Annotated in this window: 5 protein-coding genes; 1 reads left to right on the top strand and 4 read right to left on the bottom strand. The window is 38.0% G+C overall.

The annotated features are described in order from the left end of the window. Positions 1-324: 324 nt before the first annotated feature. Positions 325-609, bottom strand: coding sequence for a hypothetical protein (locus NSTC745_RS30850; RefSeq protein WP_445638726.1), 285 nt, complete (start codon positions 607-609; stop codon positions 325-327). A gap of 397 nt (positions 610-1,006) precedes the next feature. On the opposite strand from NSTC745_RS30850, the gene NSTC745_RS30845 reads away from it, so the two are divergent. Continuing rightward, complete coding sequence (locus NSTC745_RS30845; RefSeq protein WP_445634404.1) at positions 1,007-5,983, top strand: PAS domain S-box protein; 4,977 nt, start codon at positions 1,007-1,009, stop codon at positions 5,981-5,983. A 22-nt stretch (positions 5,984-6,005) separates the two neighbouring features. On the opposite strand, the gene NSTC745_RS30840 is transcribed toward NSTC745_RS30845, so the two are convergent. The 3 genes from NSTC745_RS30840 to NSTC745_RS30830 form a co-directional block, all read right to left on the bottom strand. Continuing rightward, complete coding sequence (locus tag NSTC745_RS30840; protein ID WP_096538133.1) at positions 6,006-6,227, bottom strand: hypothetical protein; 222 nt, start codon at positions 6,225-6,227, stop codon at positions 6,006-6,008. A 373-nt stretch (positions 6,228-6,600) separates the two neighbouring features. After that, positions 6,601-8,082, bottom strand: a complete 1,482-nt coding sequence (locus NSTC745_RS30835) for a hybrid sensor histidine kinase/response regulator (RefSeq protein WP_445634403.1) — start codon at positions 8,080-8,082, stop codon at positions 6,601-6,603. Between the two features lie 108 nt (positions 8,083-8,190). Then, on the bottom strand, positions 8,191-13,506 hold the full coding sequence (locus tag NSTC745_RS30830; protein WP_445634402.1) for a trifunctional serine/threonine-protein kinase/ATP-binding protein/sensor histidine kinase: 5,316 nt from the start codon (positions 13,504-13,506) through the stop codon (positions 8,191-8,193). Between the last annotated feature and the right edge of the window lie 434 nt (positions 13,507-13,940).

Below are 13,940 nucleotides of genomic sequence, written 5' to 3'. Positions count from 1 at the left end.
ACTGCAAAGTTTTTTGAATCGGTATAATTTGATTGCATCGGCTTGCAACTCAATTGCATCGCCTCGCAACTCAATTGCATCGCTTCACAACTCAATTGCATAGGCTTGCAACTCAATTGCATAGGCTTGCAACTTAATTGCATCGGCTTGCAACTCAATTGCATCGCTTCACAACTCAATTGCATAGGCTTGCAACTTAATTGCATCGACTTGCAACTCAATTGCATCGCCTCACAACTCAATTGCATTGCCTCGCAATCAAATTCCTACTTAAGCAAAAGCCGTTACCGAGATCTTACCCAATGCCCCCTGCCCCCTGCCTTCTTATTCATCTGCCTTTACTGGTTGAGCATTTTCAACAGAATTAGCAATTGCCAAAGAAATAGGCTCAGTAGATGAAGTGCTTGAATCTAACTGCGGGCGATCGAGTGATGCTTCAATACTGGTATCGGAAAAAGAAGAACCAACAATCTTGTCGTAGTTAGAAGCAACGGCTAAAAAAGCCCCGCCCAAAATATAGATCGGCAATGGCAAGTTAAATTTTTGCAACCAGTCAAAAAACTCTGCCAACGCAAACAGTACAAAAAAGCAAGCAAGCCAAACTCTCATGTTTTCTATCTTTTGCATTCAAACAACTCTATTATTAGCCTAAATAGCTTGGACTATACTGGATGTATTAGACTATAACTATTCGATAATCTCTACAAACCTAGATAGAGGCAGCCAAGATTATACAGGAATCAAATTTAATTTGTAAAAAAGGCAAAGGGCAAAGGGCAAAAGACTATTAATATTTTCCCTATTTTTTATTGCCTATTGCCTATTGCCTCTTGCCTCTTACTTTATCCCCTGTGTCTGATATAAATATAAAGATATATTTAGCGTTATACTTTCACTGGTAAAACTGGCAAAAATGCTAGGAGTTTCGTTTCACAGTATAAACCGATAGGGAGAAACTGATGAGGTGCTTTTAGCCAAATACATTCAAAAATGAGGAGCAGAAACTGTGACTGCTGAAATTCGAGCGACTATCCCTCAAAATGTTGAAGAAATCTTAGCTAGGATCGGTCATGCTTTTGTCATATTAGATTGTGAATGGCGCTACACCTATGTAAACGACAAGCTAGCTCAACTAGCTCAAATGAATCAAGGAGATTTCTTGGGTAAGAGTATTTGGGATTTATTTCCTCACACAGTGAATACCATACTCTACACCGAGATGCATCGTGCTATTGCTGAAAAAATTACAGTAAATTTTGAGTATTTAGAGCCTACATGGCATCGTTGGTTAGAATACCGGGTTTATCCTGGGGAAAATAGCGTATCAATATTAATTACAGATATTACCGAACAAAAACGTAATAAACAGCTTTTGTCTGCACACCACACAGTCAGCCAGATTTTAGCTGATGCTACTCTTCTTGCTAATGCTGTTCCTCTGCTTTTGCGATCGCTATGCGAAACTTTAGGATGGCAACTTGGGATTTTTTGGAGTGTAGATGAAGAAATTAATGCCTTGCATCGCATTGGTAGTTGGCATTCATCCGATTTGAGCATAGAAAGTTACCAAGTATTTAATCAGCCTTCAACTCTGGCTTTGGGAGAAGGCTTAAGCGATGGAGTCGGGATAACTGCTCAACCTGTTTGGATTTGCGAACTGGCTTCCAATCAGAATTTGTTTGCAGCCGCTATGGAATTGCCCATTGTACTGGGTAATAAAGTTTTAGGTGCAATGAAATTCTTCACCAACCAAATTTTACAGCCCGACTTAAATTTACCCCAGACGATGAATGCGATCGCCATTCAAATTGGTCAGTTCATCGAACAGCAGCGAACCAAGTCATTACTGCAAGCAACAGAGGAAAAATACCGCCAAATTGTGGAAACTGCCGATGTTCCAATTTGCCAGCAAGATTTTACACAGGTTAAAAATTTAACTAATAACTTCGCAGTTGAAGATACTGGAAGTTTACAGCAATGTCTGATCGAACAGCAAACTGCACTGCGCGATCGGTTGCAAGTAGAAGAAAACCTGCGTCGCAGTGAAGCACGCTACCGTTCGCTAGCACAAGCAAGCGCATCGATTATTTGGAGTGCGGCACCTTGGGGTAATGTAATTGACGAAATTCCTAACTGGCAGGCATTTACTGGGCAAAGTCCTGAAGAATACAAGGGTTGGGGTTGGGTAAATGCATTGCACCCAGAAGACCGAAAATATGTAGCTGGAATCTGGAAACAAGCTTTTTATGGACGCAGCGTTGCAGTTGCAGAATATCGCGTCCGACGCCATGACGGCGAATACCGTCACATGGCTATACGCGGCGTGCCCATACTCAATGAAACAGCGAAAATCATTGAATGGGTGGGGATGTGTGTAGACATTACCGAACGCAAGCAAGCAGAAGCAGAACGCGAGCAACTGTTGGCGCTACTAGAAACAGAACAGACTCGCTTATTAGAAGCTAATGTGCTGCTTGATACTCTCTTTAACAACGCTCCTATCGGCATTGGCCTATGGGATGAAAAAGTTAGATACGTCCGCTTGAATAATGCTTTAGCCGAAATCAACGGTTTATCCGAAGAGATACATATCGGTAAGACAGTCGCCGAATTACTACCAGGTATAGCAGCGGAAGTTACTGAAGCTTTCCGTCATGTGGTGGAGACTGGAGAATCTATTTTGCAAGAAACTAGCGGAGAAACACCCGCCGCCCCTGGAAAGCAGCGCTACTGGGCAGTAAATTACTATCCGATTCAACTACCTGGTAAAGTCACTTGGGTGGGTGCAATTTGTCAAGAAATCACCGAACGCAAGCAAGCAGAAGCCGAACGCGATCGCCTGCTAGAGAGCGAACGTCTGGCTCGTGTTGAAGCTGAGAACGCCAAAGAACAAGTGACGACAATTTTGGAAAGTATCACTGATGGCTTTCTTGCCTTTGACAATGAGTGGCGCTTTACCTATCTCAATCATGAAGGAAGCAGAACTTTAGGGCGTTCCTCTGAAGAACTGCTAGGAAAGAATTTATGGCAAGAGTTTCCAGAATTGACTGATACTAGTTTTGGTCAGCTTTATCAAAGAGCAGTCGCTTTGGGAGTGCCCCTGGAATTAGAAGATTATTATCCACCCTTTGAGACGTGGTTTTCTGTCCGCGCCTATCCTTCATCCACAGGACTATCGCTATATTTCCGTAATATTAATGTCCGCAAACAAGCACAAGCAGCACTAACAGAAAGTGAAGCCCGTTTTCGGCTGCTGGCGGAGAATTCTACGGATATTATTTCACGTACTACAGTAGATGGAACTTTTCTATATCTTTCACCAGCTTGTTACACAGTATTAGGGTATCAACCAGAAGAACTAGTTGGTCGTAACGGCCGCGAGTTACTTCACCCAGAGGATTTAGGCGAACTTGTCAAGAATTACCCAATCAATGCTGAGTTACCAGATATTTATACCGTTACTTATCGCACTCGTCACAAATACGGACATTATATTTGGCTAGAAACAACAGTGCGAGCGATTCGCGTAGGCGTAGCCCGCCGTGGGCATCGCCAAACTCAAGAAATTTTAGAAATGCAAGCCTCTTCGCGGGATATTACCGAACGCAAACAAGCGGAAGATAAACAGCGCTTTTTAGCAAAAGCTAGCGAAATTTTGGCTGGCTCATTGGATTATGAGACAACCCTAGCAACCTTAGCGCGTTTAGTAGTACCCGAAATAGCTGATTGGTGCGTAATTGATATGATTTGTGAAAATCAATCAATTCGCCGGGTTGCAACCGTCCATGCCGATGCAGCGAAACAAGAATTAGTAGAACAGTTGCGAAATTATCCGCCCAATTTGGCACAAGCAAAAGGTGTTGCTGAAGTAATTCGCTCTGGCAAATCACTAATTACTCATTTTATTTCCTCAGAACAGATAGAAACGGTAAGCTCAAACGCCAATCATTTCCAAATCTTGCAACAGCTAAACCCTCGGTGTGGAATGTCCGTGTTGCTTGTAGTTCGGGGGCGCGTATTAGGAGCTATGAGTTTAATATCTTCTACCAACCGTCGCTACGATAGTCAGAGCTTAATGTTAGCTGAAGAATTGGCTCGCCGGGCAGCGATCGCTGTTGATAACGCCCGACTCTACACAGAAACGCAGCAATCTCAACAAGCTGCCGAACGAGCCGCATCTCGCACTACTCGTTTGCAAGCCATTACCGCCGCCCTTTCTGAATCTTTAACTTCTGCACAAGTAGCTGAAGTAATTGTCGAGCAAGGTATGGCAGCTTTAGGAGCTAGTTGTGCTTTAGTAGCACAACTAATTAACAACGGCGCAGAACTAGAAATTATCCGTGCAGTTGGTTATGAAGAAGAATTAGTAAACTTATGGCGGCGATTCTCCATTAATACAGCCGCGCCACTAGCAGAAGCAGTACGAACCAAACAACCTATTTGGCAAGAGTCAACAGCAGCAAGGGTGGCTCGTTATTCACATCTGACTCAAGAATATACTCGATATAATTACGGTGCTTGGATTTCGATTCCATTAACAATTGAGGGACGCGCCATCGGCGGAATGACCGTAGCTTTTGCCGAAAATCGCAAGTTGAGCCAAGATGACCGCGCCTTTATACTGGCACTAGCACAGCAATGCGCTCAAGCAATGGAACGTGCGCGTTTATACGAAGCCGAACAGACTGCGCGAGAAGCAGCAGAAAACGCCAACCGCATTAAAGACGAATTTTTAGCAGTTCTTTCCCACGAATTGCGATCGCCACTCAACCCAATTCTGGGATGGTCGAAGTTACTCCAAACCAGAAAACTTGATGAAAAAACAATTCCTCAAGCCCTGAAAACTATCGAACGCAATGCTCAATTACAAGCTCAATTAATCGAAGACTTGTTGGATATTTCCCGGATTTTACAAGGTAAACTCAGCTTAAACATACTGCAAGTCGATTTAGCATCTGTAATTTATGCAGCAATGGAGACAGTACGCCTCTCAGCAGAAGCCAAATCAATTCAGATGCACGTTAGCTTAGAACCAAATCTGGGACAAGTTTTAGGCGACTCCAGCCGATTACAACAAGTAGTTTGGAATCTGCTTTCAAACGCCGTTAAATTTACACCAGAGGGCGGACAAGTTGAGATTCGGCTCGAAGCAGTGGGGGGATGGGGAGATGGGGAGCAGGGGAGCAGGGGAGCAGAGGAGCAGGGAAGTAGGGGAGATGGGGAGCAGGGGAGCAGGGGAGCAGAGGAGCAGGGGAGCAATAATCTTTCCCCTCTGCCCCTCTGCCCCTCTGCCCCTCCGCCTCTTGTGCCCCATGCCCAAATCACAGTCACCGACACAGGCAAAGGCATCGATCCTAATTTTTTGCCCTATGTGTTTGAATATTTTCGCCAAGAAAACAGCAGCACCACTAGAAAATTCGGGGGATTGGGATTAGGATTAGCGATCGTTCGTCACTTAGTAGAACTGCATGGCGGCACAGTCCAAGTACAAAGTGAAGGTGAAAATCGCGGTGCAACTTTTACTGTTAGACTACCGCTGATTCAACAGCCATTAGAGAGTAAACAAGATATTAGCGACTCCGAGTCATCCTCAAATTTAAACGATCTCAAAATTTTAGTAGTGGATGATGATGCCGATACGCGAGAATTCATTGTCTTTTTGCTAGAGGAATATGGAGCAAGTGTGAAATCTGTGGCATCAGCAGATGAAGCACTAATAGCCTTAAAGCAATCTCTACCAGATGTGCTATTAAGTGACATTGGAATGCCAGAGGTAGATGGATGTATGTTTATCCGAGAGTTGAGAACACTGCCGCCAGAACAGGGAGGACAAATTCCAGCGATTGCACTTACCGCCTATGCTGGAGAAGCGAACGCCAAACAAGTGCTTGCAGCAGGATTTCACAAACATATCGCCAAACCAGTAGAGCCAGCGGAATTAATAGAAGCGATCGCCAGCTTATATCATGTCCATAATACTTAACTAAAGATAAGAAGAAACACTATTAATCTAAGTTTTTTACATTAGTACAACAAAATGAAAAACCAACCAAAAAAACAAAGAATGTAAAGCCATAATCTATAAAATTTAAAGAACTTTTTGTAGTAATTATGCATACTAAACTAGTACACATCATTAAAACTCCACAAGTAACTATAAAACCACTAATTATAGTTGTTCTTAAATTGTTAACAGCTTCAATTAAATCTTCGCGATCGTTAGGCATAAATAACACCATCGATTGTTTATAGCAATTCTCGCTTTGATGATTTACAAGGCAGGAACACCAAGCTTGACGCCCCTACAAATTTTTGTAACTCATGCGATGGGGAACCACTACCAATACGGTTCAGTTAACGTGTTTATCCCTCGAAGATCCCCCCACCCCCCCTTAAAAAGGGGGGCTTTTTCTTCTAATTACCCCCTTTTTAAGGAGGTCGCCACAGGCGGGGGGATCTTATCCGAACAGTATTGAAACCACTACAATAAGCATTTTAGAGCAAAGAGAACAGCTTAAAACAGAAATAATCCGTGGCATCAATCAAGCCATCAAAACGTTCTTTCCACTTCTGAATTCTGAATTCTCCTACTACAGTTTCTTAAGCAATTGGAATTTCAATAATAAACTTTGTTCCTTGACAGTGTGAAGAAACACACTCTAATTGACCACTGTGCTTTTCTGCCACAATTTGCTGGCTAATCGATAATCCCATACCTGTGCCTTTGCCCATAGGTTTGGTGGTGAAGAAAGAGTTAAAAATTCTAGAGCGGACATTCTCTGTCATTCCAACACCATTATCGGCTATTGATATCCTGACGCGATCGCCTCCAACTGTTTCGGTATCAATGATAATTTGCGGCTGAGAAGTTAGGCAATCTTGAGCGCAATCAACATCTTCTAAAGCATCAATCGCATTAGCTAAAAGATTCATAAAAACTTGATTTAGCTGACCAGCATAACAGGTGACTAATGGCAACGTGCCATATTTTTTTATCACCTCAATAGCTACACGTTCCGAGTTAGCTTTTAACCGATGTTGTAATATCATCAGCGTACTATCAATACCTTCATGTATATTAACTGGCTTCTTTTGAGTGTCATCTAAACGGGAGAAATTACGCAGAGATAGCACAATCTGGCGAATGCGTTCGGCACCTAATTTCATCGAAGACAGTAGTTTTGGTAGATCGGAAATTACAAATTCTAAGTCTATTTCTTCAATGCGATCGGTAATTTCTGGCGCAGGATTTGGATAGTGTAATTCGTAAATTTCTAGTAACTCGATTAATTGCTGAATATATTCCTGTGTAGGTAAGAGATTACCATAAATAAAATTTACCGGATTATTAATTTCATGAGCTATACCTGCAACAAGTTGACCCAAACTAGACATTTTTTCACTTTGTACTAACTGCAATTGAGTATGTTGCAGAGCTTTTAAAGAATTTTCTAAAGCAATTGCTTTTTCTCGTTCTCTGCGTTCGCTGTCACGCAGTGCCATTTCTATTTGTTGACATCGTTCTATTTCTAACTGTAACCTTTGACTTAAAGAATAACTTCTTAAAGCCGTTAGCATTGTAGTATATAACTTTTGGCTCGTTAATTCAGTTTTAGTTTTATAATCGTTAATATCGTAATTAAAAATAATTTCCTTTTCTGGTACGTGTCCTGGTTGCCCAGTACGTAAAATAATTCGTACTAATTGATTGCCTAAAACTTCCCTGACATATTGAACAAAATCTAATCCCGCATTATCTGTTTCCATAATTACATCTAAGAGAATTATGGCAATATCCGAATTTTCTTCAATTAGCTGTTTAGCGTGACTAGCTGAGTAAGCATTGAAGAAAGCTAAAGATTTATCTTCAAAAACAAAGTTAGTGAGGGCAATATTAGTGGCAGTATGAACTTCAGATTCATCATCTACAATTAAAATTTTCCAGCTTTCAGTAGGTAGTTCATCATCTATTTCAGCAGCAAACACTAACTCATCATCTAAGTTGTTTGAACTATCGCTATTTAAGCAAACTATATTTGTAAATAATTTCTCTTGCACAACATTAAAACTATTTTGTAACATAAAAAGATTATCCTATAAAAAATTAATGAGACTTGTTTAATTAATGCGATCGCTTTTCTTGAAGTCTTCAATGAGCTAGATATAACCCCTATCTCCTCCTCTACATTTCTATAATCGCATAGGGAAATTAATAATAAACTTTGTTCCTTTTCCCAACTCACTTTGGCATTCAATGTCACCCTTAAGTTTTTGAGTAACTAAGTTATAAACAAGATTTAATCCTAATCCGCTACCACCTTGACTGCGTTTGGTAGTAAAGAAAGGCTCAAAAATTTTACTTAAATTTTCGGCAGGTATACCTTTACCATCATCAGCATATTCTATGTGCAGTTGTTCGTTAACTTGCTGGAAATTAAAAATCAACTTCCCAGAATCTTCAGGTTCGTAAGCATGAGTCAAAGAATTCATCAGCAAATTAGTCACAATTTGCGACAACGCACCTGGATAAGAGTCTAAAGTAATATTTTCTTGCCCATAAATTTCAATTCTATGTTTACTCATTTTCAATTTAGGCCTCAATTGAATTAAAATCTCATTCAGGTAATTTTTAAAGTTAAAGACACGTTGTACTTCGCTAGATTGATCTACTGCTACTTGCTTAAAACTTTGAATTAATTCTGCTGCTCGATTTAAATTAATTAAAAGCGTATTGCCGCTTTGCGTAGTTAAATCGAAAAACTTTTCTAAATCAGAACGTTTCATCGCGCCACTTTGATATTTAGTACAAAACTCTGAAGTATGTTCTACCAAAGCCGAAGCAACAGTAACACCAATTCCTACTGGAGTATTAATTTCATGAGCAACCCCAGCAACTAGTCCTCCTAATGATGCCATTTTTTCAGCTTCTACAAGCTTACTTTGGGTAGCTTTTAAATTAACTAATGTTTCTGATAATTCTTGAGTACGTTTAGTGACTAATTCTTCTAAGTTTTGATTGAATTCTTGTAAATTTTTGTAGAGTTGGGCATTTTCAATTGCAATGGTAATTTGAGCAGATAATATTCTTAAAAGCTCTAGCCTATCTGTAGTAAAAGCTCCTTCAGTCAGGTTATTTTCTAGGTAGAGAATTCCAGTAATTTTACCTTGGTATAGTAAAGGAGTGCAAAGAATGGATTTAGGTTGAGTAGCTATAATATAAGAATCGGAAGTAAATTGCCCTTCTTGAGTAGCATTGTTTAAAACGACATTTTCTTGAGTGTGAATCACATAGTTAATAATGGCATCCGAGAGTTTTGGTTTTTCTTCAGAAGCTATTTTTGAACTTACAGGAATTGATTGTAGTACAGTTACATCATCATTATTAACTGCACCTTCAGCTTCAATCAGCCAATTTCCTTGTTTCTCTAAAATTAAACAACCTTTTTGAGCGCCAGCATTTTCAATTACGATTCTCATTAATCTAGCAAGTAAATTGCTCAAAACTATTTCACCAGAAATAGCCTGTGCTGCTTTCATGACTGTGGCTAAATCTAGAGTGACTCCCATACTAGTAGTAGTAGAAGCAGTTGTAATTTCAATATCCTTAATTTTCGTAGTTGTCTTGGCTACTTCTCTAATCAACAATTTCGGGTATTTTGTTTCTAAATCTTTTACTTTACCGAAAGCTCCCCAAAGTCGGTAACTATAGTGAGCTTTCATCATATAAGTTTTAGCAAAATCTTCTTTACCCTTTGATAACCAAAATTTAGCTGCAAGTTCATTAGCTAAAGCTTCATCTTGGATAAATTCATGGTCTCTAGCAGAAGCGATCGCTTTATCATACAACTCCATTGCTTCTACAACTTTACCAGAAATCCGCGCTATTTCTGCTTCTACTAACAAATACTTATGCCAGAAATTATCTGGGCATTGTTCTGCCCATTTTTTTAATTTTGTCTGGTTATCAGTTAATAAATTAAAATATCTTTCTTTCTCTGATTGAGAAGCAGATGAATAAATTGCTGTTAGAGTTAATGAGTAATAAAAATAATGATGACAGCTAGAAATATGCCCCATTAAATAATCGAGAATTTCCGCAGCCGAGCTTGACCATTTTTGGGCTTCATCGTAGCGATCGTAATTATAAAAAACCTGAGATTTTAGAACATGGTATTCACAAATAGCTGCCATACTCTTATGCTGATGGAACATCTCTAGATACTGAGAATCTCTTAATTCATCTATTTCTCCCATCAAATTTAATACAGCTAGCTTATTGGCTAAAATAATATCAGCAGCCCATTGGTTTTGAGTTTTTTCACAAAATAAAATAAAACTAGCTATTTTTTCTAAAAGAAGTTCCAAATTTAGCCCTTGGAAGAAAAGGGTTATGGTTTGAAACATGCGATTATATCCCGCCCATTGCAAATTTCCAGACTGTAACCCGATTTTATAACCTTCGTTGTTAATATCGGCAGTAGTTTTAACGTGATTCATCCAACAATTTAAATAGTTAGCAAATATCACACTATCTTGACAGTTTTGGGCTAAGTTATTTGTCAGTTCGCTTAATTTTAAAGATAGCAGTCCAAACTCGTAGCCAGACTGAAAATCTTCTAAGATGCAACTTAGCATAATGCCATAGCAAGAGTAGCAATAAGAACCCCCCGCCACAAAACCATATTCAAAAGACAGGTTAATTGCTTTAATAACAGTAATTTTCCATAAAGCTTGATGAGAAAAAAATGTTAGTGGCCCCATGTGACCCAATACTTTTAATGCCACTTTGTGTTTGGGAGATTTCATTTTTTCTTTATGAATTAATGAAGCAATTTTTTTATCTCCTAAATAAGCTTTAGCTTCAGCTATTTCCCCAGGAAGTACCGCTTCCAAATCTTCTACCTTTTCTGGTAAATTAATTCCTAGCAATGCTAGTGCTTCCCGTCCAGCTTGAATTGCTTCTTCATATTTAGTTAGTAAGGTATACTGTACAATCAGGATATTATAAACTTCTGCTTTTTCAATAGCTGATTTTGCTTGAGTTAATATTAATCTGATTAATGCTTCAGATTGCTCAAAATTTCCGTTTAAGTACTCAATTTCTGCTAGTTCTTTGTAAATTTTAAAAGTTAAATCATAATCTTGCTTCCATCTATCTACAGTTAAACAATCTATAGCCGCGATCGAATACTCTCTAGCAGCGGCATAAGCCATTGAATCTTTAGCTTTCTTACCTGCAATTAAATTTAACTCGGCTAATTGAAATTTTTGATTTAAATCATCGATTAACTCCACGCCGCTATTAAGATGGTTAACAATATCAAATATTTTTTCCTCCAGTTCAGTAGCACTAGTATTTTGAAAAAGTAGTTGACCAATTTTGAGATGAACTTGTTTTTTATGTTCTTGGAGAATGAGTGCGTAAGCTGCTTGTTGCACCCGGTCATGCAGAAATCTAAAACTGAAAATTACCAGACGAGCATTAATTACTTCTTCTGACGTAATTTCTAGATCCGAAAGAGGTAAAATTAAGCTTTCTTGAATTGCTGGTAAAAGGTCTTGAAAAGCTACTGATGCTGATTTTTCGCTAATAATAGAAAGTGTATGCAAATCAAATGTATTACCTGCACAAGCAGCTAACTGTAAAAGTTGCTGTGTTGCATCAGGGAGTTTCTTTAATTTCCCAATCATTAGCTCTACAACATTATCAGTAATATCTACTGCCTCAATATTGGATATATTCCATTGCCATAAAGCTTTACTGCTTGCTGATGGAGGTTGAAAAATTAGAAGATTTTCTTGATATAGAGTTTTAATAAATTGATTAACAAAGAAAGGGTTTCCAGAAGTTTTACGTAGAACTAATTCAGCTAACGGTTGAATAGTAAAATTGTTACTATGCAGTGTCTCAGTAATTAACTCGTTAACGTGTGTAATTTCTAAAGGAACTAAAGTAATATCGTTGATAATAGCTGCTTGAGAGCGCAGAGAATCAAGAGTCATTACCAATGGATGTCTAGAATCGACTTCATTATCTCGATATGCTCCAATTAAAAACAGATAATGGATTTCCTCATCAGTCATAATTACTTCTAGCAATTTCAAAGTAGCTAAATCAGCCCACTGTAAATCATCTAAAAAAATTACTAGAGGATGCTCTAACGAACAAAATACATGGATAAAATTTTGAAAAACTAAATTGAAGCGGTTTTGAGCTTCTGAAGCACCTAGTTCTTGTACTGGAGATTGTTTACCAATTATCAGTTCGATTTCAGGGATTACATCAATAATCACCTGACCATTAGCACCAAGAGCGTTGGAAAGTTTTTCTTGCCATTGATTTAGTTGTTCTTGACTTTCAGTTAATAATTGTTTAACTAATGACTGAAAGGCTTTAACTATACCTGAATAAGGAATATTACGTTGAAATTGATCGAATTTACCGGAAATAAAATAACCTCTAGCTTTAGTAATTGGTTTATATATTTCTTGTACTAATGCTGATTTGCCAATGCCAGAGTATCCCGATACTAAAATCATTTCTTTTGTTCCAGCACTCACGCGTTCAAAAGCTGCTAACAGGGCAGCAACTTCTTGTTCTCTACCATACAGTTTTTGTGGAATCTGAAATTTACTAGAAATATCTTGTTGTGCAAGTACAAAATCAGAAATATAACCTTGAGTTTGTAATTGTGTTAGGCACATTTCTAAATCAGCAATAATTCCCCAAGTAGTTTGATATCTTTGTTCTACTGTTTTAGCTAACAGCTTCATTACAATCTCTGAAATAGGTTTGGGTATTTCCGGATTAATTTCATGAGGTGAAGCTGGTTGTTTGGCAATGTGGCAATGGACTAACTCCATTGCATCAACATAATTACAGGGTAATTGTTGTGTTAGTAGTTCATAAAAAGTGACACCAAGCGAGTAAAAATCGGTGCGATAATCCATTGCCCGGTTCATTCTACCTGTCTGCTCTGGCGAAATGTAGGCAATAGTTCCTTCTAAAACATTAGGATTTTTAATAGTGGGATTTTCATGAGTTAATACAGTCGAAATGCCAAAATCTATGATTTTAACTTGGGATGTAGTAGAATTAATAACAATGTTGCCAGGGTTAATATCTTTATGAATAATATTTTTTTGGTGGATTTTACCTAAAGCTTTAGTAATTTGAATAGCCAGCGATAAAAATTCTGTTAAGGTAAATCTTTGGCGATTAATTAGAGTTTTTAAAGACTCACCACCAAAATCTTCTAATATCATTACCAGACTATTTTGATATTTTTCTAAGCTATAAACCTTAATTACTCCATCCAAGTCTAAATTTTTTGTTATTTCGTATTCTTGTTTATATCTCACTAATGCTGATGGAGTGGGATAATCTTGTTTTAAAAATTTGAGAATTACAGGTTGGTAATCTCGATCTCGATGTCCTCGATAAACTGAAGAATTATTGCTTTCGTAGATTTGATTAAAAATTGTATAGCCAGGTAAAGTTAACATACTTAGGTTTTGCATATTTTTTATATAGGTGCAAGGTAAAATATATGAGTTATTAACTATAGTTAAATCTATTCAGTATAGATTTAACACCAATAGGAACAATCTAAAATTTATAGCTACATTCAGCTTTATCCATTCGTAAGAGTAAAAAAGTCAAGTTGCCAAATAAATTTTTTTGTTCTTTTACTAAACTGCCCATAAGTTTAAGAAAAAATTAATTTCTCAATAAAACTAAATATTTGTTTAATAAATGACATTATTGATGAGCTTGTTCCTTGTTTCCTGACTTTTGCAAAAACAAAGCTAGTCTAATTTTTGCCACAAGAGAAAAAGTAAGATACCTTTATTAGCCAAAACAGAAAATTCCTACCAACATAAAAAAGACAGTAGAAATTATGAATTTCTACTGTCTTTTTGTACTAATTCTGTATGTA

The organism is Nostoc sp. DSM 114161 (assembly GCF_052692665.1).
The sequence above is the reverse complement of the archived record's forward strand: the minus strand, read 5'-3'. Positions and strand labels throughout refer to the sequence as shown.

Bases quoted from the DNA above. Each gene is read 5' to 3' on its own strand.
- NSTC745_RS30850 (WP_445638726.1), bottom strand. From the start codon at position 609: ATGAGAGTTTGGCTTGCTTGCTTTTTTGTACTGTTTGCGTTGGCAGAG.
- NSTC745_RS30840 (WP_096538133.1), bottom strand. From the start codon at position 6,227: ATGCCTAACGATCGCGAAGATTTAATTGAAGCTGTTAACAATTTAAGA.
- NSTC745_RS30835 (WP_445634403.1), bottom strand. From the start codon at position 8,082: ATGTTACAAAATAGTTTTAATGTTGTGCAAGAGAAATTATTTACAAAT.
- NSTC745_RS30830 (WP_445634402.1), bottom strand. From the start codon at position 13,506: ATGTTAACTTTACCTGGCTATACAATTTTTAATCAAATCTACGAAAGC.